The sequence below is a fragment of the Enhygromyxa salina genome (assembly GCF_002994635.1).
GTDB lineage: Bacteria > Myxococcota_A > Polyangia > Nannocystales > Nannocystaceae > Plesiocystis > Plesiocystis salina_B.
Window position 1 is genome coordinate 22606 of record NZ_PVNL01000029.1, and the last position, 24714, is coordinate 47319.

The 24714-nt window shown below is 70.7% G+C and carries 16 protein-coding genes; 7 read left to right on the top strand and 9 right to left on the bottom strand.

The annotated features are described in order from the left end of the window. The first annotated feature begins 325 nt into the window (after positions 1–325). On the top strand, positions 326–1234 hold the full coding sequence (locus tag ENSA7_RS04880; protein ID WP_181233167.1) for an outer membrane beta-barrel domain-containing protein: 909 nt from the start codon (positions 326–328) through the stop codon (positions 1232–1234). Positions 1235–1245: 11 nt separating this feature from the next. Next, on the top strand, positions 1246–2367 hold the full coding sequence (locus tag ENSA7_RS04885; RefSeq protein WP_106088023.1) for a porin family protein: 1122 nt from the start codon (positions 1246–1248) through the stop codon (positions 2365–2367). A 99-nt stretch (positions 2368–2466) separates the two neighbouring features. On the opposite strand, the gene ENSA7_RS04890 is transcribed toward ENSA7_RS04885, so the two are convergent. From ENSA7_RS04890 to ENSA7_RS04915, 6 genes are all read right to left on the bottom strand, one after another. Next, positions 2467–2994 carry a hypothetical protein gene (locus tag ENSA7_RS04890; RefSeq protein ID WP_106088024.1) on the bottom strand — a complete coding sequence of 176 codons (528 nt, stop codon included), beginning with the start codon at positions 2992–2994 and terminating at the stop codon, positions 2467–2469. Positions 2995–3134: 140 nt separating this feature from the next. Further along, complete coding sequence (locus tag ENSA7_RS04895; protein ID WP_181233169.1) at positions 3135–8180, bottom strand: sigma 54-interacting transcriptional regulator; 5046 nt, start codon at positions 8178–8180, stop codon at positions 3135–3137. A 64-nt stretch (positions 8181–8244) separates the two neighbouring features. Further along, entirely contained in the window at positions 8245–9003 is a 759-nt protein-coding gene (locus tag ENSA7_RS43200) for a hypothetical protein (protein ID WP_181233171.1), read from the bottom strand. 32 nt (positions 9004–9035) lie between these two features. Then, positions 9036–10046 carry a HEAT repeat domain-containing protein gene (locus tag ENSA7_RS04905; RefSeq protein WP_146157344.1) on the bottom strand — a complete coding sequence of 337 codons (1011 nt, stop codon included), beginning with the start codon at positions 10044–10046 and terminating at the stop codon, positions 9036–9038. A gap of 73 nt (positions 10047–10119) precedes the next feature. Continuing rightward, positions 10120–10773, bottom strand: coding sequence for a lipoyl(octanoyl) transferase LipB (gene lipB / locus ENSA7_RS04910; protein ID WP_106088026.1), 654 nt, complete (start codon positions 10771–10773; stop codon positions 10120–10122). 10 nt (positions 10774–10783) lie between these two features. Further along, the gene (locus ENSA7_RS04915) at positions 10784–12445 is read right to left on the bottom strand and encodes a winged helix-turn-helix domain-containing protein (protein WP_106088027.1); all 1662 of its coding nucleotides are present in this window, start codon (positions 12443–12445) and stop codon (positions 10784–10786) included. Between the two features lie 291 nt (positions 12446–12736). Between ENSA7_RS04915 and ENSA7_RS04920 the strand changes: the two genes are divergently transcribed. The 3 genes from ENSA7_RS04920 (at position 12737) to ENSA7_RS04930 (ending at position 18489) form a co-directional block, all read left to right on the top strand. Next, a complete protein-coding gene (locus tag ENSA7_RS04920; RefSeq protein WP_146157345.1) occupies positions 12737–13780 on the top strand; it encodes an ATP-grasp domain-containing protein in 1044 nt (347 codons plus the stop codon). A gap of 12 nt (positions 13781–13792) precedes the next feature. Then, positions 13793–15955: a biosynthetic peptidoglycan transglycosylase gene (locus ENSA7_RS04925; RefSeq protein WP_106088029.1), complete on the top strand. Its 2163-nt coding sequence runs from the start codon at positions 13793–13795 to the stop codon at positions 15953–15955. A 422-nt stretch (positions 15956–16377) separates the two neighbouring features. Next, the gene (locus tag ENSA7_RS04930; protein WP_146157346.1) at positions 16378–18489 is read left to right on the top strand and encodes a putative bifunctional diguanylate cyclase/phosphodiesterase; all 2112 of its coding nucleotides are present in this window, start codon (positions 16378–16380) and stop codon (positions 18487–18489) included. A 46-nt stretch (positions 18490–18535) separates the two neighbouring features. Here the strand turns inward: ENSA7_RS04930 and ENSA7_RS04935 are convergent, their stop codons facing one another. Further along, entirely contained in the window at positions 18536–19993 is a 1458-nt protein-coding gene (locus tag ENSA7_RS04935; protein ID WP_106088031.1) for a WGR domain-containing protein, read from the bottom strand. A gap of 349 nt (positions 19994–20342) precedes the next feature. Between ENSA7_RS04935 and ENSA7_RS04940 the strand changes: the two genes are divergently transcribed. After that, positions 20343–20960, top strand: coding sequence for a hypothetical protein (locus tag ENSA7_RS04940; protein ID WP_106088032.1), 618 nt, complete (start codon positions 20343–20345; stop codon positions 20958–20960). Here ENSA7_RS04940 and ENSA7_RS04945 read toward each other — a convergent pair. Further along, entirely contained in the window at positions 20915–21649 is a 735-nt protein-coding gene (locus ENSA7_RS04945) for a metallophosphoesterase family protein (protein WP_106088033.1), read from the bottom strand. The genes ENSA7_RS04940 and ENSA7_RS04945 overlap by 46 nt on opposite strands. Before the next feature lie 4 nt (positions 21650–21653). Then, a complete protein-coding gene (locus ENSA7_RS04950) occupies positions 21654–23930 on the bottom strand; it encodes a hypothetical protein (RefSeq protein WP_146157347.1) in 2277 nt (758 codons plus the stop codon). A gap of 50 nt (positions 23931–23980) precedes the next feature. On the opposite strand from ENSA7_RS04950, the gene ENSA7_RS04955 reads away from it, so the two are divergent. Next, complete coding sequence (locus ENSA7_RS04955; RefSeq protein ID WP_106088035.1) at positions 23981–24700, top strand: hypothetical protein; 720 nt, start codon at positions 23981–23983, stop codon at positions 24698–24700. The last annotated feature ends 14 nt before the right edge of the window (positions 24701–24714 follow it).

The following is a 24714-nucleotide window of genomic DNA, read 5'->3' on the forward strand; positions in this document are numbered from 1 at the left end:
GTTGTGAGTCGGCTTACCCTATGATACGTTCCGCGCCGAAATTCATGGTTGGGTTTGCCACAAGTCCCTGGCAAAACATCAGCACCGTGCTGATCCCAGGTCTTACCCAACCGGCGATTTCACGAGCTTCACGAGCCGGCCGCGACTCCCGCACCGGCTTCCCACCCCGCCCACTGTCTCCAGCGAGTCCTCTCCAGAGGTGAGCATGCGACGATTTTTGACTGGCCTCACCGCAATCGCGGTCTGTGCCTTCCCCCTCCCGCTCTTGGCGTCTGCGCCGCCGGATGAGGGTATCGAAGACGAGCTAGTCCTCGATGAAGATGACATGGACGCCGTCCCGGAAGATACCGGCGACAGCGGCCCAGCCGACACCAGCTTCCTCGACGACGGGGGGGACGGCGATGACCCGTCCACCGAAGTCGGCGCGACAGGTACCGTCGGTGAGGCGAGCGAAGGCACAGCCTCGCTGTCCGAAGAAGATCAACGGAAGATCGACGAGAAGGAGATCACCGTCATCCAGCCGCAGGCGTTCTTGAACGTCTACGTCGACGCGAACACCGGCAAGAAGAAGCGCCGGATCGAGTTGATGCCGCAGGTTGGCCTGACGATCAACGACCCCTTCGTCCGCCACTGGGCGGCCGGGGCCGAGATCAACTTCTGGCTGAACAACCGCATGGCCTTGGGCATCAACGGCACCGCCTTCTTCGGCGCCAAGACGTCCCAGTACGATCGGATTCGGTTCCAAGAGGGTCTGCTGCTGACGGCCAACAAGACCCTGTGGCAGGCCAGCCTCGACTACCAGTACGAGCCCTTCTACGGGAAGATCGCGCTGTTCAACCGGCTGCTGCTCCACTGGGAGTCGTACCTGCAGATCGGCGGCGGAGCGATCCACACCCAGAACCTGCCCCGGTTCCAGGCGGTTCACCCCGTGCCGTACAACCACATCACGGGTCAGGTGAACTTCGCCGTCGGCGTCCGCTACTACATCCAGAACCTCGACTGGTTCTCGGTCAACCTGGGCGTGCGGACCTTCGGCTTCTTCGACGCCTACGAGCCCCAGGCCCGCGGCGTGAACCCGGGCTCCGGCGACAACCCGAACTTCAACGACCCGGCGGCCGCCTACGCAGCAGCGAAGGCACAGCCGCTCGGTGAGCGCCTCGCGTTCAACGTCCTGTTCTTCGTCGGGGCGTCGTTCTACCTTCCACCCAAGTTTGACTACTCCTACCGCCGCTGAGTGACGTGACCATGAAGAAGACGCTCAAGCTCTCCCTCACGGCGGCGGCAATCTGTGGCGCAGGCATGTTCCTGCTCCCCAGCGAGGCCTTGGCCAAGAAGCCAGGCGTGCTGGAAGGCAAGCCAGTCGTCGTCGATCGCCTCGAGCTCCGCAAGTTCCGGGCCCAGATCGTGCCGATGATCGGCATCAGCCTGTCGCAGCCGTTCGTCCACAAGGGCCTCGTCGGCGCCAAGGTTCGCTTCGACTTCACCGACTGGATCGGTATCCGCGGCTCGTTCATGTACGGGGCCGTCGACGTCGAAGGCAAGCTGCTCAAGGCCCTCAACGACGGCGGTCTCCCGACTGGCGTCGCTGACCCAGCGGGCGTCGATCTGTCCGCCGCGGGCCCGTATCGGCCCCAGTCCGAGCTCGACAACCCGTCGGCGCTGCGCCACGACTTCCGCGCGGGCCTCACCAAGCTGCAGTGGCAGGCCAGCCTGGACCTCGCGTTCACGCCCTTCGCCGGCAAGCTCGGCCTGTTCTCGGCGGTGTTCACCGAGTACGACATCTACATCTTCGGTGGCCTGGGGCTCGTCAACTGGTCGCGCCACTACCCCGTCGATCTCGGCTCGACCTCGACCTCGGAGCTGCTTCAGATCCCGAACTCCACGGATCCCAGCCTCGACAACTACTGCGAGAACATGGCCGGCCAGGCCAACTCCGAGTGTCTCCTGCACCCGGTGAGCCCCGACACGGGCGTTCGCGTGGGCGGCAGCTTCGGCGCCGGCCTGCACTTGTTCATCACCGACTGGATGAGCATCAACCCCGAGGTCCACGACATCGTCGTGGCCCACAACGACGCCGGCCTCAACGCGACGATCACGGACGTGCCGCCGGTCGTCGTCAACGGCGGCAGCGGCAGCGACCGCGTCGCGCGCCACAACGTCAGCTTCAACCTGGGGTTCGCGTTCTACCTGCCGCCCAAGGCCAAGCGCAGCCGCCTCGAGCAGAAGCTGCGTGGCAAGAAGCAGAGCGAGGCCGCGGCCAGCGGTGGCGTCAGCGTCGGCACCAGCGAGCCCGCCCCCGCCCCCGCCACCGACTCGCCCCCGGAAGAGCCGGCCGCCGAAGGTGGCACGGAAGACTTCCTCGAGTAAGCGAGGGAGCTTCGGGGCCTCGATCTGAGCCCCACACGAACAAAGCCCGCGGCAGCAACCGCGGGCTTTTTGTTTGGGCCCGAGATGGTGGGGCCGAAGTCAGCCGCAGCCGGTGGTCCACTTCTCCAGGCACACACACGCGCCGACATCGTCGACCGCGGAGCAGCTCGGCGCCGCGCAGGCTTCATCGCCCTCGAGCACGACCGCCTTGTAGGCGACCAGCGACGACTCCTCACCGTCGACACCATCGATGAACCAGGTCTCGAGGCAGTTGTTGTTGACGTTGATCAGCACGTCTTGAACCACGAACTCGAGGCCGTCGGTGCCGACGAAGTAGCCCCGCTCGGTCGTCGACTCGTACAGGTACGCCTGATTGTTCGGGTGATCGAAGCCCATGGGCAGGCTGCCCTCGACGTCGATGTAGACCAGCACCTGGTCCGCGATGCTCGGTGGCGGCAGCGGGATCGCGATGCCACGCAGCGTGGGTGGCGGGACCAAGAAGGTCGTCTCGTTGCAGCCGACCATGACGACGCTGGCCACGAGCGCGATCGCGGGCAACGAGAGCGGCGCGAGTCGAGTCAGCCGCTCGCGCGCGGATCCCTTGCGTGGTTGTTCGAGGTTGGACACAGGTGTACCGGCTAGGTGAGCAAGTCTCGTGCGTACACGAACTCGTGTAATTTCAAGCAGCTGGAGGATGCGGTCGGCAAATAGGTTGGCATAGTTCGAGCTCAGTCGCCAACTTGATTGACAGCGAAGGGCGGCGGCCCTCAGTCGGCCTCGAGCCGCTTGAGCTTCTTTTGCAGCCCGTAGCGGCTCAGCCCGAGCAGCTGCGCGGACTGGGTCTGGTTGTTGCCGGTCCGCTCCATCGCCCGGGCGATCAGCTCACGCTCGAGCCGCTCGACCCGGGGCCGCAGCTCGAGGTCATCGGGATCCTCGACCTCGCCGGCGCCGCCCGATCCCTCGATCGCGGGGGAGAGATCGTCGGGCATGACCCGTTCTTCGCACAGCGCGAGCCAACGCTGGACCTCGTTCTCGAGCTCGCGCACGTTGCCGGGCCACGGGTAGCGGACCAGCTTGCGCAGCGCGCTGGCGCTGACCACCAGCGGCTCGACGGCCTCGCGCCGATGCCGACCCAAGAAGTGCTCGACCAGCGCGGGGACGTCTTCGCGACGGTCTCGCAGGGCCGGCAGATCGAGCTTGACCACGTTGATCCGGTAGAAGAGATCCTGCCGGAACGCCCCGGACTCGACCATCGCCGCGAGGTCGCGGTTGCTCGCCGCGATCACCCGCACGTCGACCTTGCGCGGCTTGGTCTCGCCGAGCCGCCGGACCTCCCCCTCTTGCAGCACGCGCAGCAGCTTGGTCTGCATCGCCGGGCTGGTCTCGCCGATCTCATCGAGGAAGATCGTCCCGCTGTCGGCGGCCTCGAACAGGCCCGGGCGCGAGCTCTGGGCGCCCGTGAACGCGCCGCGCACGTGGCCGAACAGCACGCTCTCGAGCAGAGTCTCGGGGATCGCTCCGCAGTTCTCGGCGACGAAGGGCTTGTCGGCCCGGCTGCCCCCGTCATGGATCGCGCGCGCGACCAGCTCCTTGCCCGTGCCGCTCTCGCCGTAGATCACCACGGGTACGTCCGAGTCAGCGAGCCGATCGACCAGGCGAAACACCCGCTGCATCGGCTTCGACGAGCCGACCATGCCGCGGTAGACCCGGCGCTTGGGGCCAGCGCGGACTTCCTCACGCAGATTGACCAGCGCGACCTCGCGACGCTCGAGCAGCTGGGCGAGCTCGGCCCGCTGGCGCTCGAGCTCCTGGGCCTGGGTCCGCACGGCCGCCAGCGCCCGGGCCTGGGCGACCGCGACCGCGGCCAGATCGGCGAAGTCCTCCATGTGCGAGAGATCCGTCGCGTCGAAGTTTCCGCGGCGCAGGCGATGATCGACGTAGGCGGCCCCGAGCAGCTCGCCGCGAAACACGAGCGGCACGGCCAGGACCGAGCGCAGGTTGAGGTGGCTGATCGAGCGCGAGCCGTCAAACCGATCGTCGCTCGCTGCGTCGACGCTGAGCACCGGCTCCCCGCTCCCCAGCACCCGATCGATGACTGAGCGAGAGAAGCTCACGCCCTCGCCGCCCGCCGCAAACTCGCGCACGACCTCGATCCGCTGCTCGCCCTGGCCCACGCACACGACCCCGCGCTCGGCGTCGGTCAGCTCCATCATCGCCTCGACGATCTGCTCGAGCAGCCGCTCGAGGCTGTCGTGCCGCGCGAGCCGTCGAAACAGGCGCAGCAGCTGCTGCAGCCGGACGGTCTCGCCCTCGTGTTCGCGGCGCCGGTCGACGCCGCGCGCAGGACCAAGCTCGTCTCGAGCTGCAGGCGCGAGCGCGGCCTCGGGGACCTCGTGCTCGATCGCCTCGAGCTCGCGCACCAGCTCGCGCAGCGGCCCGGCCTCGCCGGCCTCGGACAGCAGGGATTGACGAAGGGACCGACGATCGAGCGGGGTTGCCTTGGACATGAGTTCTTCCAGGTAGCGGAGCAGACGACGCGCGACCGAGGCCGCCGCCGGGTCACCGATCGAGCCGTGGCGGTGCAGCGCGCCGAGCAGCGTGCGGTCGTAGGCCCACGCCAGCAGGCGCTCACCGCTGGCCCACAGCTGCGTGGGTGAGGGCAGCGCCGCGAGCTCGGCCGACGCCTCGCGGAGCTGATCGGGATCGTGGGCCTGCGCGAGTGACTCGAGCGCGAGCGCCAGCGCGGGCGCCAGCGCGGGATCTTGCCCGGACTCGAGCACGACCCGCCGCGCGGCGTCGAGTCGGGCCCGGGCCGCGTCGGCCCGCGACGCGACCCGCAGCAGCGCCGCCGCGCTCAGGTGGGCATCGACGCTCTCAGCGGTCGCGCCCGCCGAGCACAGCGAGCTCGCGCACTCGGCCAGCCGCCCAGCGAGCTCGGTCCGCCACACGTCGTGGACCTCGCGCTTGGCAGGCGGCGCGCCGAGCTCGAGCTCGAGCGCCGCCCGCCACAGCCGCGCGCGCGCCAGCGGTGAGACCCCGCCGTGGGCAGCGCTGGCCATCACCACGCGCCGACTCAGCTCGTGCAGCCGCCGACCCTCGGCGAGCGCCCCGACGGCGACCAGGGTCCGCACCAGGTTGAGGCACACCGCGGGCAGCGTCTGGACCTGCGCCCTGGCCAAGAACCACCGCAGCGCCCGACGTCCGCGGGTCAGCGCCTCTTCGTACTCGCCTGCGTCGAGCGCCAGCGAGGCCAGGCTGCCCTCGGCGAGCACCCGGCCGAGGCCCTCACCCGCGCGCGAGAACGCGTCGGCGGCCGCCCGGTAGCGCTCGCGGGCCCGCTCCCCTTCCCCCGCGACCTGGGCGAGGTTGGCCTCCAGCTGATACACGCGCGCGCGCAAGCTCGCGACCGTTCGGGCGGTCGCGCCGGTGTGCTCGCCCGCGCACTCATCGAGCGCCCGGTCGAGCCACGGCCCGGCCTCGCCGCCGCTGTAGAGCACCGCCAGGCCGCCCCACAGCCACGCGACCGCGCGGCGCCAGCTCGGGGCCCGGTTTGGTGTCCGGTTGGGTGCCCCGTTCGGTGCCAGGTTTGGCGCCCCGTTCGAAGGGTGGCTCGGCGCGAGCTCGATCTCCCGCGCCCAGGCTTCGGCCTCGGCGCGCGCCCGCGGGATCTGTCCGGCGTCGACGAGGGCCCGCCAGCGCAGCCCCAACGCCCGGTCGCGGTCGGGCCCGGCCGTGCGCGGCAGCAGCTGATCCACGGCCTCGATCGCGTCTTGGGGACGACCGATCTGCTCGAGCGCCCGCACGCCCTCGAGGCCCTCGGCCGGGCTCGGCGTGCCGGTCGCGGCGATCGCCTCGAACAACCCCAGCGCGCGCTCGGCCTGGCCTCGCCGGATCAACTCGCGCAGCGCCCGAAGCCGCAGCCGCGGACCGACCCGCAGCGCGCCGCCGCGCTCGAGCCAGTCGACCAGGTCACTGGGCAGCTCGCTGGCCCGGTCCTGATCGGCCGGCTCGACGGTGAGCACACAGCGCTCGACCGCGTCAGCGTCGTCGGCGTCGAGCGCCAGGGCGAGTGGGACCACGCCGCCGAGGCTGCGGACCTGCGCGAGCGTGGCCTCGGCCAACGCAGCGACAGCGTCGCCAAGCCCGACGCGCGCCGCCGCGACGGCGCTGGCCAGCGGCTCACCTCGCGCGCACAAGCTGGCGGGCAGCTCGGCGGGCAGCCCCCAGCGACGATCGAGCACCCGGCGAGCGATCTGTGGATCGAGGCGAGGCTCGCTGTCGGAGGCGATCAACGCCCGCTCGAGCGCGGCTCGATCTGGATCTTCCCCGCCGGCGCGGGCGAACGCTTCGATCGCGCGCACGACCTTGGCGGGCCAGCCACCGGTCGCCTCGTGGAGCGCTCGCGCCCAGCGATCGAGCTCGTCGTGGCTGGCGAACTGCTGCTCGACGACGCCGTCGAGGCAGCGACGCACCTGCGCGAGCGTCCACGGCTCGACGCCGACGATGAGGATCCCCGGATCCTCTGCGCTCGCGCCGACGAGCAGGCGCCCGAGCTCGGGCTCGACCGGCAGCAGCAGCGCGTCCTGGTCCTGGCCCAGTCCAACACCTGCGCGCAGCACCGCGGCCTGCAGCTCGATCGACGACGCGATCGTGGCCGGCCACGGTGGCGCATGGTTCAAGCCCCACGCCCGCGGGGTCGCCGACGCCCGGCCCGATCCAACCCAGGCCTCGAGCCAGCCGCCCGAGTCACCCGCCTCGCGGTTCAGCTCGCGCGCGAGCGTGTCTGCGTCGGTCAGCTGCGCCGTGAGGCCGCGCTCGGGATCGCGGGTCCGCGACAGCTGCAGCAGCGCGATCAACTCTTCGATCACCCGCGCGCGACCGCTGCCAGCGGAGCCGACGACCGCGACCAGCCGCGCGCCACCTCGCTCGATCGCGCGGGCGGCCTCGACCAGCTCGGCGCGAGCGCCAATGAAGGACCATCGGTTGGGCAGCCACCACGCAGGCTGAGCCCTGAGCAGCTCGCCGGTCGAGCTGGCTCGATGCAGCTGCCGAAGCCGGGCCACGAGCAGCTCGGGATCCGAGACCCGCGCGCTGGGGGTGGGATCGAGCAAGCGCTCGAGCAGCGAGACCAGCGGCGCGGGCAGTGAGACCTCGGCCGCGTCGGCGAGCGATCGGATCCGCCGTCGGACGCCGTCGACCCCCTCGACCGCCAACAGCCGCTCGGGGCTGCGCCACGGCACCTGCCCAAACAGCCGCAGGCACAGCAGGCAGCCGACACCGAACCGATCCGCGGCCGGCCCCCCGTGCCCGGCCAGCACCTCGGGCGCCAGGAAGCCCGGCGTCCCACACCCGTGACTCCCGAGCTGGCCGAGGTCGGTCAGCACGACCCCGTGGGTCCCCGTGACGATCACGTTGTTGGCGCTGACGTCACCGTGGTGGGTGCCGAGCGCGTGGATCGCCGCCAACGCCAGCGCGACCCCCAGCGCCTCGGCCAGCGCCTGCTCGAGCGGCGCGGGACCGGGCGCGAGCACCTGGCCGTCGACAAACTGGGTGACCAGCCAGATCCCGCCGGTCTGTGGATCCTCGACGAGCTCGAGGGCGGCCGGGAGGTGGGGCGACGAGACCGCGCGCAACACCTCGAAGGCGCGCGCGACGGTGCCACGTCTGTCGGCGCTCACGTGCTTGAGGACAACCGTACGACCGCCAGCATCATTGGCGATCCAGGTGCCACCCTCGGCGCCCGCGCCGAGCCGCCGAACATTTGCAAACCTGGATGCCAGGTTGCCAATGAGGTTGTCTTGGGTGGATGACATCCGACCGAGATTCGGACACCATCGTAGGCGATCCTTCCAGGACTTGGTAGGATCCAGTGACGGTCTACCAGTGCAGCCCGAGGTCGAGGCCGGCTTGCCAGACATGGCCAATCGTCTCGTCCATGAAGTTGGCACGGTAGATCCCGAACACGCCCAGCGTCACGTTGCGGGCGACCCACGCGTCAAACCCGGCGCTGGCCCGGACGGTGCCGCCAACTAATGTGGCGCGGTCGCGAGCAGGCTCGAAGAACGCGAGCCCACCACCTACATCTATATAGGGATCGACGCGCCCCCGGACTGGCGCGTACAGGCGCACGAAGGCCACGTCCCACGCGCTCATGTAGCCGCTGCGGTTGACGACCTGCGACCCGTCGAACACTCGATCGCGATAGGTCTCGTGTGGCTGCCGCGAGAACCCGGTGCCCATCCCGACCCACTGGCGGATCCGCCACCCACCTTCAGCGCCACCCCCGAGCGAGATCACGGTGGGTCGGCCGGGGGTGTCGCCCATAATCGGACCGGTCACGTGGAGGCGGACCGCCAACCAGCCCACGCCCCGCCAGCTGTCGCGGCGAATCGTCGTTGGCGACACGGGGGGCGGCGCCGGGGGCAGCGGCGCGACGCCGCTGCTGCCAACCGCGTAGACCCCTTCACTCGGGCGCGCATGCGGGTTTGGCGGGGTGCTGGGCGCGGCGGCTTGGCCAGGCGTGTCAGGCTCCGGTGCGGGTGCAGCGGGCTCCGGTGCGGGTGCAGCGGGCTCAGCGGGTGCAATGACCGGGATCGGCTCGGGCTCGGGCGCAGGCTCGGGCGCGGGTGGCGTCACCACAAACAGTGGAGCGAGGAGAATGCTGAAGGTCATCGGTGGCCCCGGCTGGGTGGCCAAGTGGGTGAAGGACGAGACCGCTGGGCGTCGGTGCGGCTGGACTCGCCGGCGGGGGCGAGCCCGGGGTCGGCGGGCGGCTGGGACCGCTTCCCGCCAGCGGGCCGCGGCGCTCGGCTGCTCGCCTGGATCATATCGGAGTCGGCGACGCGATGAAGCGCCCGCTCTGCGGCCGCGCGTCGGCGCGGCTCGTCTTCGTTGCGGGCTGCGAACTGCAGGAAGCCCTCGGCCTCCGGCCCGCCCAGGTTCGCCAGCGCGTCGTACGCGGAGTTGGCCTGGCGCGTGTCGGCGAGCTGGATCCGATCGAGGAGCACCACGACATGCTCGGGCCCGCCGATCTGACCGAGCGCCTCGATCGCGAGGAGGGCGACCCGCTCGTCGTCATGCTCGATCAGCTCGACCGCGCGATTCGCTGCCTCGCGCGCCTCGGCGTGGTCCGGGTGGTCGCGCACCCACTCGAGCGTCAGGATCAGCGCGTCGGGGTCGCTGGACTCGAGCAGCCGCGTCACCGCTCGGTCCGCGCCGCGAGCGAGGTCGGTGCGAGCCTGTAGGATCGCGGCGAGGCGCTCGGTCGCGAGGTGCAGATCGCTCGAAAGATCGGCCTGGCCCGCGTCGCGCTCGAGCAGCACGGTCACGTCGAGACCCTCGGGCCCGAGCTGCGCGGCGAGCTGCTCGGGGGCCTCGACCGACAGCCGCACCAGCAGATCGCGGCCGTGGTCGCTGGCATCCGGGAGCTCCCGATACTCGAAGGTCGCCGCCAACAACCCGCGCTTCGAGCGGCTTCGCAGGTCACGCTCGGCGCTGGTGAAGCTGGGCGCGCGAGCCAGCGCCCGACGGACGATCGCCTGGACCCGATCCTCGGGCAGCGCCGGGCCCCCATGGGCGTCGATCGAGATCACCTGAACCTGGAAAGACTCGGGATCGGGTTCGCTGCATCCACCCACGGCCCCAACGGCGAGGACCGCGCCAACTGCACTCGCCAGCAACGCGAGAATCAAAGGCCGGGATGAAGCCACAATGCAGCGGCAACATAGCAGAACCCGGGCCGCCGCGGCGCTCTCATGCGCCCGAGTCGAGGGCCCAGTCCAGCACGTAGCCCGCGCGCGCGGCGAAGCCCTGGGCCCAGCGATGGGCGAGCTCCGCGATCGGGGGCAGCGGCTCGGGCCGCAGCGCCGCCACGCTGGTCATGCGGATCTCGGGGATCCCGCACGACACCAGCGAGCCGAACAATTTGGGCGCGACGTCCAGGTTGATCGACATGCCCTGAACGCACACACCGCGACTGATGTGCAGCCCGATCGAGGCCATCTTGGTGTCGCCTCGCCACACGCCAGGGTGGTCGGCGCGAAACTCGACCCCGTCCACGCCGAGCTGGCCGAACAGATCGATCGTGACCTCGGCCATCCGCTCGATGTGCTCGCGGATCGCGCGGCCGATCCGAATCACTGGGTAGGCGACCAGCTGTCCGGGCGCGTGCAGGGTGACCTCTCCGCCGCGCGGCGTCTCGCAGACCGCGACCTGCTCGGCGGCCAATTGCTCGTCGCTCCACAGGACATCCTCGCGCCGTCCGCGGCGCCCGAGCGTCAGGGTCGGCGGGTGCTCGACCATGAACAAAGTCTCTGCACCGGTCCCCTCGAGGATCGCCTCGCGGGTGCGCAGCTGCTGCTCGAGGCACGCGGCGAACGGCTGCTGCCCGAGCCAGCGACCGAGCAAGTGCGGCGCGTCAGGTATCGAGGCCCCCGATCGACTCGATCAGATCGGCGTCGAGGACAGGGACCTGAATGTTCAGGCTCCGCACGCCGATGCCGCTGCGCAGCAGCCAGCGCACGAACTCGCGGGCGAACACCACGCGGGTGTCGGCGCCGGCCTGCTCGGCCATCGAGTCGCACATCGCGAACACCAGGGTGTTCCCGCAGCTGTTGCGCTCGGCCTCGCCCTCCCACAGCTTCGGCTCGAGGGCGGTCTTGCGCGGGACGATCAACACGAGCGTGCGCCCGTCGTCGTCGTCGGGATCGGGATCCTCGACGACGAGCTTGCTCAGGCCCCGGGCCGGCGGGAGCGTGGCGAGGATGCCGAACCCTTCGTGGGCCAACCAAATCCTCACGAAGGACTCCAAGGAACGCGCCCCAAGTGACTGTAACCACAAGAGAAGCTGAGAGCTTGTCTCTTTCTCGAGCTCACGGATCGCCGTCCGCATCGCGTGCTCGGCCGCAGCCGCTTTTTCGGGGAGCCGGCTGCCGCGGAGCTGGTAGCGAGCGTCGCCCCGAACCGCGAAGCGCGAGGCGTCCCCGCGGTTGTGGACGTCGAGCAAGATCGCCGCGGTGACGGCCCGCTCGATCTCCGAGATCTCGCCGCCGAGGACGTCCTGGTTGGCCAGGTTCTCCGCGATCTGGCGGACATGCAGAGATCGCGCGCCAGCCTCCGACAACACCCGGGCGACGGTGTCGAGCAGCTCCTCGCCGCTGCGCGCCCCGTCGGACCGCTGGGCGTTGGCGTCGGACCACTCGACGCGGCGGCCCCGACGGCGACGGCGACGGCGCTTGCGACCGCCTCGGTCGTCGTCGCGATCGCGGCTCCCGTCGCTGTCGCGGTCACGGTCGCGGTCGCGGTCGCGCCCGCGTGACTCGCGGGTGTCCGCCTCGCCATCACGGTCGCGCTCACGATCGCGATCGCGCCGCGTCTTGCGGCCAACCTCGATCACCTCGGGGGCTGGGGACGGACCCTTTTGCATTGCTTCGAGTTCCTCACGCAGATCTGGGCGCTCGTCGACCAGCCGCGACATGGCGTTGGCCATCACGAGGGTGACGTCGGTGTCGTCCTCGAGCCCCGAGCCCTCGGGGCCGCGAAATCGGACCTTGCTGGGATCGAGCTCGGGCATCGGGACCCCGGCCGCGCTCACCGGCTTGGCTTCGGCCGCGACGGGGGCCTCGGGCGGTGCCAGCTCCAGCTCAGCCTGGGTCTCACGCGCGGGATCAGCGGGCTTCGCGCGCTCGCGGGTCAGCTTCTTTCGCCCGCGCGCGGCCGCGGCTGGCGGCTCGGTTTTTTTCTGATCCCGCGTCGAGCTATCGCTAGCTTTCGGCTTGGAATTACTGGCTTTTTGGACTTCGGCGTCCGGCAGCGGCTCGGCGTGGCTGGGGGCCGGCGGTGAGTCCGGGACCTCGACGCCTGGCCGCAGCCGGTAGTGCCCCGGCTTGCTCCGCATCACGAGCCCATTGTGGGCCTTGCTGCGCACGGCCGAGTTGAGGCACGTGCGCATGGCGGCGTTGGGGTCGCGACCGACGTGTGAGAGCAGTTTGCGCTCGACGGCCAGGCGGGCGATGTCGTTGAAGTGCAGGGGCTCCTCCGTGGACCGAAGGATCTCTATCGCGGCTTCGAGGAAGGTCATTGGGTCTCCGCTCGTCGCGAAGGTGAGGTGAGCGCACGCTCGGGCACGGGAGGTCGCCTCGTGGACGATCCGGTGCGGTCTGTCGGCTCGGTCGGACCCGCCCCGGCGCTGACGACCTCGTGAGACGCGGTCGACGTAGATGAAGGTAGAGGCAGCGAGTCAGGACGAACTCGGTTCCGGGTGGGACGCGAGCGGCGAGAGCAACCTCGGAGGGTGCGGGCTCGCCTGGCGCGCCTGCCGAACTATCCGAAAATTTGTGGATGCTTGGCAAGTCCTGCTAGCCGCCGATCCATGGGCACGCTCACGCTGGGCATCATTGTTCCTGCGGGCTCCTCGATGCGAGGGGCGTGCGGGGCCAACTCCACTCGAGCCGCGGGTAGCGCTGTCGCCGCCAACACCATGGCGACCGGTCCGGGGGTCGAAGACGCCGAGGCACACACTGCCCGCGACCTGCGGGAGGCCGCGCGGGCGCTGGGGATGGCCTGCGAGATCGTCGTGATCCCGGCCTACTCGGACGAGGCCGACTTCGAGCTGCGCCCGGTGACCGACGTGCTGCGTCGGCTCGCCCACGTCGACAAGGTCATGATCGCGGCCCACGGAGATCTGGGCGGCAGCGGTCGGATCCACGCGGCGGCGCGGGCCTGCGGGCTCACCGTGCTCGGCCCCAGCGAGGCGGCGATCAGCCAGGCCTACGACAAGCTGTCGACTCGCCAGGTGCTGAGCCACTGCAACGTCCCGGTCCCGCACACCGTCGTGATCGGGCCCAACCTCGCGGCCACGACGACCGACCTGCAGCGGCTCGGCTGGCCAGGCGTGATCAAGCCGCGACGCGGCGCCGACGGGATCGGCGTGCGCAGGCTCGCGAACGCCTCGCTGGTGGCCGCGGCCGCCGACGCGGCCCGGGTCGGCGACGAGCTGCTGCTCGAGCGCGAGATCGCCGGGCGCGAGCTGTCCGTGGTCGTGCTCGACGGCAAGGTCCTCGGCGTCGCCGAGCTCGAGCGTGAGCTCGACGAGGCAGGCCCGCGGACCCGCGCGATGATCTGCCCGGCGCCGCTCGACCCACGCCGTCGCGCGGGGCTCGAGAGCCTGGCGCTGCGGGCTTGTTCAACCTTGAAGCTGAGCGCCGGTCCGACCCGCGTCGATCTGCTGCTCTCGGAGCGCGACAACGAGGTCGTGCTCGAGGTCGAGCCGCTGCCGCCGCTGCATCGGGCGAGCGTCGTCGCGAGGGTCGCGCGCGCGGCCGGGCTCTCGTATCCGCGGCTGTGCGCGCAGCTGCTGGCGGCGCCCGATCACGTCGCGCGTCCGCTGACGCTGGTCGCACCCGCGCACAACTAATTCTGGTTTGTCATGTCGCCGCCACGCCCCACCACCCAGCGTCCACGCGCGACCGGTCTGGCTCGCGCGCTGCCCTGGTGTCTGGGGATTGGGCTGGCGACGGTCGCGACGGCTGGGCCCGCGCTCGCCGAGGCGCAGGTCCAGTCTCGCCTCCGCGAGCGGCTTGGCGTCGACCAGGGCTTCGCGGTCGATCTCGACCTTCGCGGGCTCGAGCTGCGTGGGCTGTCGCGCGCGCTGCCGGGCCATCGCGGCCGGGTCAGCGCCACCCGTGTACGCGTGCGTCCCGGCTTCGAGGGCCTGACGATCGAGGTCGACGGGCTCGAGGGCGTGGTCGGGCGAGCCCCGACCCCGGCCGCGGCCGACCCGATCCCAGCGACGCGCGCACCGGCCCGCGCCACCAAGACCGATGACGACGATCCGATCGCAACGCTGCTGCAGCGCGTGCGCGGCGTGCCGATCGAGGTCGTCACCCACGGCAGCGTGCGCGTCGAGCTTGGCCACGGCGTGTCGGCGACGGCGACCGACCCCCACCTGCGCCTGCCCGGCGACGGGCTGATCCGGGGTGACGTCGAGCTCGCGCTCGGCCCCGAGCACGCCACAGCGGAAGCCAAAACTGGCGGTCGTTCGGCGTGGGCCCGGGCCGCGCTCGAGTTCTCGGCCACCGACACCGCCCCCCGCGCGCTCGACATCTCGGGCAGCGTCTCGCTCGCGACCGTCGGCGAGCTCCCTCCTCCACCCGCGCTCACGCTGCTCGGCCGGATCTCACCGGGCGGGTTCGCGCTCGAGCTGCGCGAACCCGAGGGCGGGCGCGCGACGATCAACCTGGATCGCGCGAGTGAGAAGCTCGCCACGGATCGCCTGACGCTCGACGCCGAGCAATTGCCGCTGGCCGTGCTCGGCCCGCTCGCCCAGCTCGCGGGTCGGAGGCTCGGCGACACGATCGGCGAGCAGGACGGTCGCCTGGTGCTCGACGAGACCCGGCTGAGCGGGACCATTGAGCTCGGGCGCGGCGACGGGCTCACGCGCGCGCGCTTCGACGATGTCGAGCTCTCGCAGCTGCGCTTCGACAGCGGGCTGCTCGCGGCCGCGCCGGTCGTCCTCACGCAGCTGACGATCGACGGCGAGCTGACCCGCGAGCACACACCGACGGGACCGCGGACCGGCGGCGCGCTGGTCTTGGGTCACCGCGGCGTTCAGGTCGAGGTCTCGGGTCAGCTCGACTCGGTCGGCCTCAGCGTCGAGCTCGAGCTGCCCAGCTCGCCGTGCCAGGCGGTGTTCGACGCGACCCCCGGGATGTCTTCCGTGCTGGCGGGGACCGAGCTGTCGGGCACCCTCGACGCCCACGTCGCCCTGCGCCTCGACTTCGCGGCGCTCGAGCGGGCCCGCGCGCGCTACCTCGGCCCCGACGCCGAGTCGCTCGAGCTCGAGCACTTCGAGGCCCCCGGCGAGCTGCGCTTCGACCTACCTTATATCGAGCGCTGCACGATCGAGCGGCTCGGCCCGGGCGCCGACATCGACGGCCTGCGCGGCCCCTACCACCATCGCTTCGTCAGCGCGGCCGGCCGCGAGCAGCGTCGGGTCCTGGCCGCGGGCGACGACAACTACGTGCGGATCGAGCAGGTGCCCGAGCTGGCGCTCGCGTTCGTGATCCTCGAGGACGCCCGGTTCTGGCGGCACGACGGGTTTGACCGCGAGCAGATCGAGCGCGCGTTTTGGTTCAACCTGCTCGAGGGTCGGGTGCGCCGCGGGGCCAGCACGATCACCCAGCAGGCGGCCCGCAGCCTGTGGCTCGGCATCGACCGCTCGGTCGCGCGCAAGCTGGCCGAGGCGATGCTCGCCGCCGAGCTCGAGCGCGGCCTCGACAAGAAGCGGATCCTGGAGATCTACCTCAACGTGATCGAGCTCGGCCCCGAGATCCATGGGGTCGCCGAGGCCTCGCGCTATCACTTTGGCAAGGAGCCCGGTCGGCTCGAGCTCATGGAGGCGCTGTACCTCGCGAGCTTGGCCCCGGCCCCGGTCGCGTACTCGCGCCGGTTCTCCGCGGGCACGATCGACGACGAGTGGCGCGAGCACCTTCGTCGGCAAGTTCGCCGGCTTCGGATCCGCCACCTGATCAGCCCCGAGACCGCCGCAGCGGCGATCGCCACGGACCTGCAGCTGCGCCCGCATCCGTGACCTGGCGCCCGCTACGCACCGCTGATCGGAGCCGCGCACCCCTGCGGACGATCGGTGATCCCCTGCCGATCACTGATCCGAGGTTCACCCAAAAACTCTCGCGGCGGCCGGTCGACGGCGTCGCGGCGGGTCGGCTGGCGATCCGGATCTCGCCGCTGGCGTTGGCTGTGTTCGCAGCTGCCCACAATCCACGCAGATCGGCGGGTCGCCGTGCGGTCGATGCACGTCGGATCAGCCGGTCCCGGATCCGCGAGTCGCAACGCCACGACGAAGCGGCGCGATCGCGGGGCTTGACGACGATACCCGCGTGCCAGTGAAATAGGGCAGAGTTTGGCTTCGCGCGCGCAATTCGACAGTCGTTCCGTCCCTCGCACCGCCGCTCGCCGTGCGTGGCGAGCGTGCGTCGAACGAGCGAGGTGCCCATGACCTGGAGCGACGACGCACCCCCGAGCGCGCGCGTGTTGATCGCGGCCGAGACCGAGCTCGCCGCTCAGTTGATCGCGGCCCTGCGCGAGGCGCCGAGCTGGCGGTTCGAGACCAGCGTCGTGCACCCGACGGAGGTCGACTTCGATCGGATCGACGACGAGTTCGACGTCTACCTGGTCGACGTCAGCACGCTCGATCCCCACGTCAGCAGCGCCGACGTGGCGGGCCGACGACCGGTCATCGCGATCTGTCATGAGCTCGAGACCTCGCTCGAGCGCGTGCGCGCCGCCGGGGGCTACGAGCTGCTCGAGCAGCAGGACCTGACCCCGCGCACGCTCGAGCGAACGATCCGCCACGCGCTCGAGCAGGCCCAGCTCGGCGCGTCGCTGCGCGAGGCCAAGGCTCGGCACGCGCTGCTGATGCGCGCCGCCAACGACGGGCTGTGGGAGTGGGATCTCAACACCGACACGATCCACTACTCGCCGCGGTGGAAGCAGCTGTTCGGGATCGACGACGAGGACATCGGCGACAGCCGCGACGTCTGGCTGTCGCGCGTGCACCAGGACGACCTCCCCGGCCTGCGCGCGGATCTCAGCGCGCACATCGACGGCCGCTCCGTCATTCACCAGTTCGAGCACCGGGTCCGCCAGCGCGACGGCGGCTACCGCTGGGTGCTCAGCCGCGGGCTCGTACGCCGCGACCGCTGGGGCCGCGCGAGCGCGCTGGCGGGCTCGCTGACCGACATCAACCGGCGCAAGCGAGCCGAGGCGCTCGCGGCCCCGCACGCGCTCCACGACGAGCTGACCGGGCTGCCCAGCCGCCGGGTCTTGGTCGAGCGGCTCGAGCACGCGATCGAGCAGAACCGGCGCGACCCCGAGTTTCGGTTCTCGGTGCTGTTCCTCAACCTCGATCGCTTCAAGGTGCTCAACGACAGCATCGGGCTCGACTCGGCCGATCGGATCTTGGCCCAGCTCGCCCAGCGCCTGCGCGACTGCGTGGCCGAGGGCACCCTCGTGTGTCGCTACGGCGGCGACGAGTTCGCGATCCTGATCGAGGGCAACGACGAGTTCAGCGAGGCCGATCGGCTCGCCGCCGCGATCCACGACAACCTGCGTCAGCCCTTCGATCTCGACGAGCAGACCATCTTCACGACCGCCTCGATCGGCATCACCAACAGCGCGCGCAACTACGAGCGTCCGGCCGAGGTCATCCGCGACGCTGGCGTCGCGACCAGCCGGGCCAAGCGGCGCGGCAAGTCGCGCAGCTCGACCTTCGACACCGCGATGCGGCAAGAGGCGCTCAACACCCTGCGCACGCAGATGCAGCTGCGCGAGGCGATCGTCCGCCAGCAGTTCGAGGTCTACTACCAGCCGATCGTCGCGCTGGGCTCGTGTCGGCTGACGGGGTTCGAGGCGCTGGTCCGCTGGAACCACCCCAAGCGCGGCGTGATCGGTCCGATCGAGTTCATCGCGCTGGCCGAGGAGACCGGGCTGATCGTGCCGATCGGGCAGTTCGTGCTGCGCGAGGCCTGCTCGCAGATGGCCGCGTGGCACCGCCGCTCGCCCGACGCCAACGACGTCTCGATCAGCATCAACCTGTCCGGTCACCAGCTCGGCTCACCGACCCTGGTCACCGACATCGAGCAGGTCCTCGACGAGGTGGGGCTGCCACCCGAGGCCGTCAAGCTCGAGCTGACCGAGTCCACGCTGATCGACGATCCAACCACCGCGACCCGGATCCTCGGGCGGCTGCGCGACCGCGGGATCAAGCTCTACATCGACGACTTCGGCACCGGCTACAGCTCGCTGAGCTACCTGCACCGGTTCGCGATCGACGGGCTCAAGATCGACAAGTCGTTCGTCGACATGGTCGGCCACGACGATCGCAAGGCCGCGATCGTGCCGAGCATCGTCGGGCTCGCCCACAACCTCGGCATGGGCGTGGTCGCCGAGGGCGTCGAGACCCCCCAGCAAGCGCGCGAGCTGACCCTGCTCGACTGCGGCGAGGCCCAGGGCTACCTGTTCTCGCGCCCGGTGCCGCGCGATCAAGCGTCCGAGCTGATCGTGCGCCGGATCCTGTGGGATGACGACATCCTGAAGGGACCCTGAGCAGCATTAGCCGCGCCAGCCGGGGGCTAGCCGCGCCAGCCGGGGGCTAGCCGCGCCAGCCGGGGGCGTCGAACAGCGACTCGCGCAGGTCGCTGCCCTCGCGCTCGCCGACGACCCCAAAGGTCTCGTCACAGCGGTGCAGGCGAGCGCCGAACCGACGCTGCAGCTCGGGCCACCGACGCACCACGTCGCAGTCTTCGAGGACGAGCCGCTCGACGCCGCCGAAGAACTCGTGAGCCTCGAGCAGCGCGTCGACGGCGTTCTCGGCCAGGTTGAACAGGCGCAGCTCCGCGAGCTCGAGCGGCCGCTCGATCGCGTAGCTGAGCACCCGATCGAGCGCGCTGGGGCCCTGCAGCCCGAGCTCGCGGACCGGCGCCTGCAGCAGCGCGACCAGGACCTGTCCGAGCCCCAGGTCGTCGCCCTCGGTCGCGGGCCCGGCCGGGTTCGACCATGGATCGTTGAGGTGGGTGCAGCGAAGCCACAGGCGCTCGAGCTGCGGCCACGGGCCCGTGACCAGCCAGCGCCGCAGCTCTTCGTCGAGGGTCGGCACCTGCAGCTCGAGCACCCGCAGCTGCGGCAAGGGTGGGAACACGCGCAGCTCGGTCCCGACGATCCGCAGCGCGGCCAGGCGCGGGGCCCAGTCGCTCGCCAGAGCCAGCGGCGCGAGCGAGCCGATCCTCGCCAGCGCGACCCGCTGACGCAGGTTGCCGGTCTCGTCGCGAGCCCAGCGGCCCCGCGAGACCCCGCCGAGCTCGAGCCGGATCAGCGCCGGGCGCCGGGCCAGCTGCAACAGCGGCAGCGCCCGGGCGAGGTCGCGACGCGAGCGCGGATCCAGCTCGCCGATCCGCAGCTGCTGGATCGGCAGCGCGAGCGGGTGCGAGAGCAAGGTGTCGAGCACGGGAACCAGGTCGCGCAGGCCGAGCCGCCAGCGCGAGAGGTCGAGCCCACCCGGCTCGGTGCCGACCCGCGCGGCGGCGATGAAGCCGTGATCCCACGCGAAGCTGATCGGTCGATCGGGGCCGTCGAGCTTGCCGTACTCGCCCAGCCAGCGAGGGATCCACTGGGCCAGCAGCTTGTCGCGACGGCCCAGCAAGCGCGCGCGCCCGGGGCCATCCACGTAGGCCAGGGTCTCGTCGATCGCGATCAGCTCACCGCGGACGTCACCGCGAGCGGACAGCCAGTCGCCGAGCACCGCCCACGCCCCGCGCAGCGCCTCGGGTCCGTCGGGCGCGGCGAGGCGCCGGGGATCGAGGGCCTCGAGCACCGCGGCGGCCATCGTGGGATCGAGCCTGCCGATCTCCTCGCGCGGCTGCTCGACCGGCCGATAGCCCTCCTCGAGCTTGGCCTCGATTCGGTCGTCGAACTCGCGCATCGCCTCGGCCTCGAAGTGAGCGCTGTGAACCAGCTGCTCGCCGGGCTCGCCGATCCGGCCAGCGCGAACACGAAGCCGCCGACCGTCTCGCTCGATCTCCCAGAACCGATCATCGCGCTCGAACCGAGGCATCTCTTGCTCGCAGCATAGAAGCGACGCCGCTCAGCGTGGCGCGCATCCGTGAGTGGCGAGCCCCGTCGGCGGCCCTGGAATTCGCCGACTTGCTCGATTGCGCCCCATACGGGCAAGAATGCGGGTTTAGTTGATCGTCTGGCCGCCAATTTTTGCCGTGGCGAGTCAGCTCACTAGCATGTACAGTGGTCGGGAAGCCTGGCCGCTTCCCTCCATGATGCTGGCTGGCCTCGCTCGAGCCACACGCTGCGCCCGAGCTCCCGAACTCCGCGCCATCTCAGATGGCCCAAAGATCACGCGACCCTCCGCAGGGTTACGCGTCGACTGCGTGACGGCTTCTAGTCTGCCCATGAATGATCGTGTCAAACCGGCTGAGAACCCTGGGAGGCTCCCCAGCTGGGCGGGCCGGCTCGATGCGCTTCGACGTCGGACCACGCGCCTGCGCCAGCGATCCCGGTGGACCGTCGAGTGGGCGATCTACCGATGGGCGGCCGAGCAGCTGGCCAGCGCCGCGATCCGAATTGACGGGACGGAGGGGCTCAGCGGTCCCGCGCCCGCGCGCTGGCGCCTGCTCACCCACATCGACGCCGACTCGGGTGCGCTCGGGCTCGCGGTCCTCGATGGTCGGGCGCCGCTGCTCGCGACCAACGTGGTCGCGTCGCTGCTCAGCAGCGGAGACGAGGCGATCGTGGCGATCCGAGACGGGGGCGTGCGCCGCTGGCAGCGGACCGACGCGTTGGCGGGGGTCGAGCTCGCCACGCAAACTCGACCGCTCCCCGGGGGGGTCGAGCTGTCGATCGACATCGCGCTGGGGCGCTGCAGCCGGTTCGCGCCCGAGCGGGTCTCAGCCTCGCAACCACTGCGGCTGGCGCTCGCGCTCGCGCTGGACGAGCAGCGCGAACTCAGCGAGCTGCAGCCCGCTCACACGCCCGCGAACAGCCGCGCGCCGAAGCTGTCGCTGAGCTGACCGATGTCATAGATCCGCCGCGCGGCCTCGGCGATGTCGTACTCGACCCGCTTGAACTCGAAGCGATGGTTCGCGCTGTCGTAGATCGTGAAGCTGGCGCGAGGATCATGATCGCGCGGCTGGCCGACGCTGCCGACGCTGATCACGTAGCGGTACTCGGTGCGGACCTCGAACTCGCGGGTCACGACCTCGAACACGCGCTCCTTGCTGACCGCGAACGCCTTGCACAGGTGCGAGTGGCCGATGAACGTGGCCTGGCCGAGGCGCTCCCAGATCGGGATGCAGGTCGCAGCCTGCTCGACGCTGAAGATGTACTCGAACTCCTCGAGCTCGACGGGCGACCCATGACAAAAGTGGGTCTCGTCGTCCTTCTCGATGTAGGGCAGCCCGCGCAGCCAGGTCATGTTCTCTTCGGTGAGGACCCGGCTGTGATAGTCCAGCGCCTCGCGGGCGGCGTCGTAGTAGTAGCTGTAGTCCATGCGCCCGGCGACCGCGGCGTCATGGTTGCCGAGGATCGTGAACTTCGCGTTGTCGCGCACGATCTTGCAGCACTCGTTGGGTTGCGAGCCGTAGCCGACGGTGTCCCCGAGGCAGATGAGCGCGTCGACGTTGGCGGCGTCAAAGCCCCGCATCACCGCTTCGAGGGCGGGCAGGTTGGCGTGGGTGTCGCTGAAGATGCCGTAACGCATGCGCTTAGAGAATTTCTGCCTCGAGTTCTTCGTCGAGGATGTCGAGCTCCGGGACCAGGATTGCTTCGTAGGCTCGACGCGCGAAACCTCGGAGCTGCGTGGTGTCCGGGAGCGAACGCTCGCCCCGGATCTGAGCGCCAGCGACGCTCACGTCGTGGAGTGTAGCAAGAGCACGACCCGCAGCGACAGAGATGTCTGTCTCGCTGGACTGGGACAGGGCGTCGACCATGTCGCGCGCGATGCTCTCCGGGCCGCCCTCGGCGATCACGACCTCGGCCATGGCCCGGCCAATGCGCGCGACCAGCTCGCGGTGCTGGATCGGGAATTGTTCGCCGCGGGCGCTCTGGCGGCTCAACGCGCACAATCGATCGAGCGCCGAGGTCCCCAGCCCCCCAATTGCGCGGGCCACATCGAACCAGACGCGGGTCTCTTCGCGGGCGAGACAGCGCAGCAGCGGGACCATGCTCGACTGGTCCCGCGCGATCCCGAGCAAGATCGCGGCGGCCTGGCGAACCTGCTGGCGCGACGACTCGAGCTTGGTCTGCAGGGCCGAGACCGCCTGGGTCCCGAGCTCGGCGACGCTGGGGATGATCGCCAGTAGCTCCTCCTCGTCGAACTCCTCGAGCGCGTCGAACACGGCGTCGATCGCCTCGGGCGAGCCGCCGTTGCCGAGCGAGGCCGTGGCGACGCGCAGGCGCAGCTCCGGATCGCGCAGCTGATCGCGGATGCTGGCCGCCCCGCCGACGTGGGTGTCACGGGCGTTGATCTCTCCGGCGGCGCTGCGGCTGCGGTTGGGATCCGAGCGGCGCCGACTCGTGGCCCCGGCCCCGGCCCCCGCGTGCCGGCGCGGGCGGTCGGGCTCGATCCCGATCTTGCGGCTGTACTCGACCGGGTACTCGAGCTGCTTGAGATCGCACAGCTCGCCGATCCGGGCCCAGCCGGCGGCGCGCTGCTCGCTGTCGAGGTCATCGCCGTCTTGGTCGGCCTCGGCCCGGGCCCGCGCGAGCTTGGTCGCGTAGTCGTCGAAGTCGTCGGCGAGGCCCGACGCGATGATCCGCCGCCAGAATCGCCGCGGGGCGCACAGCCCGTGCTCGACCGAGGCGAGCAGGACCCGGCGGCGAATGGCCTCGTACTCGTCGACCGAGAGCCCGTCGACCTCGAGCAGGTGCGCGAGGTTGCGCTTGTTCGACGCGACCTCGAGGTGGTCGAGGGCGACCCAGGTCTCGCGCGGGGAGATCAAGTGCCGGTACGCGCCCGCGACCAGGGTCTGCTGGGCGCCGCGCAGCCGCTCGGCGATCGGGGTCTCGCGCAGGTGCTCGAGCGCGCGAACGAAGGCCTCGCGCGGGTACTCGCTGCGGGCGAGCGCGGCCCGGCCCGACTCGAGGCACAGCGCGGCGTTACGCTCGAGATCGCGGGCCGAGACCTCGCGCCTGATCGCCGAGCTGCCGATGCTGCCCTGGCTGCCGCGCAAGATCAGCTGGACCCGCAGCCGCCGGGACAGCGACGCGAACACGTGGGCGGCCTCCTCGCTGCCGACGTCGACGATCCCGTCGATCAGCGCGATCCGGCCCAGGTACGACGCGACCAGGCGCACGCCGGTCAGCGGGTAGCCGTGATCGCGCAGGTGGATCGGCCGGATCTGCAGGGCGGCCTGGCCCCACAGCGAGTGGCCAGCGTCGTCGAGGTCGAGCGAGATCGTGACGATCTCGTCGTCTTGCTGCTCGGCGCCGGCCTGGTTCTGGCCACGGTCGATCGCCCGATCCATCGCCAACATCGCCAAGTAGGTGTTGGGCGCCTCGGTCTCGGGCACCTGCGCTGGCCACGGGTTGGCGCCGACCAGCGTGGGGACCCCGGCGCTCGCGGCCGCGAGCTCGGCCTCGTACTCGCGACCCGCGGTGACGGTCTCATCTTCTTCAAAGCGCCACAGCGGACGCAGGATCCAGGCCTGCGCGACCCCCTGCTCGCCGCCCGCGACCCGCTGCGAGACCGCGTCGAAGTGGGCACGGAGCACCTCGACGAGCTCGTGGCGCTGGTGGGCACCGAGGACCAGGACCGCCTGCTCGACCGAGGGCTCGAGCTCGAGCCAGTCGACCCGCCCGACCGCCGCGGCGCCGCAGGCTGGACAGCGACCGCGCAGCGGACCGTCTTGGCGGGCCCGGTCGGCCTCGTCGCGCATGGCGTCGCGATCGATCCATCGCCACCGCTGCGCCCGATAGTGAACGCCGCAACGACACGCATAAGTGACCTCGATGGCCCAGCTCGCGCCCATAGGCTTGGTCACGCCCGCACCATAGCCCCGCCGTCTTCTCAGTGTAAAGCTGCCCGACGTACATGAGCGAAGCCGAGGACAAGCCACGCGAAACGACCGAACCCAGCGCGCCGGCGCGCCCTACCCCGGGCCCGAGTCCGAGCCAAGCCCTGGTCGACCAGCTCGTCGCGGTGTTCCGCGAGCAGCTCGAGCGCGCGCTCGATGTCGAGCTGCGCGACGACATCGGCACGACGGCGCTGGCCTATGTCGATCATTACCTGACCCTGCTCCGCGAGGAGCAGCGCGAGCCGATCATCTCGCTGGTGGCCGCGGGCGCGGGCGCGTGGTTTGGGGAGCTGGTCCGGCGCGAAGTCGGTGGCGTGTGGATCGGCGACGGCACCGATCCACGCCGCCTGCGGCTGCTGCTCGAGCCCCAGTTCCTCCACGTCTCCCCGGTCGACCTGGCCTATGAGGCGATCTTCGCCGGCTCCCCCGATCCCGGCGATCCCCGCATCCCCCAGGGCGCGGCGCTCGACGGGGCCTACCACCTGCGCAAACGAGCCGAGCAGCCCGACGAGCTCGACGACCACGCGTGGGTCACAGAGCGCCTCGCCGAGGTCCCCGAGGTCCCCGAAGACCAGTTCTACAGCCTCACGGGCCGGTTCGAGACCCTCGAGCTGATCTTGCAGCTGCTCGCGGGGCGGGACGTCGAGCGATCCCGCGAGCCCACGAGCTACCACCTGAACGACTACGTAGAGGCCCTGACCGCAGCCGAGCCCTCGACGCGGTCGAACGATCGCTGACCCAACCGTAGCGG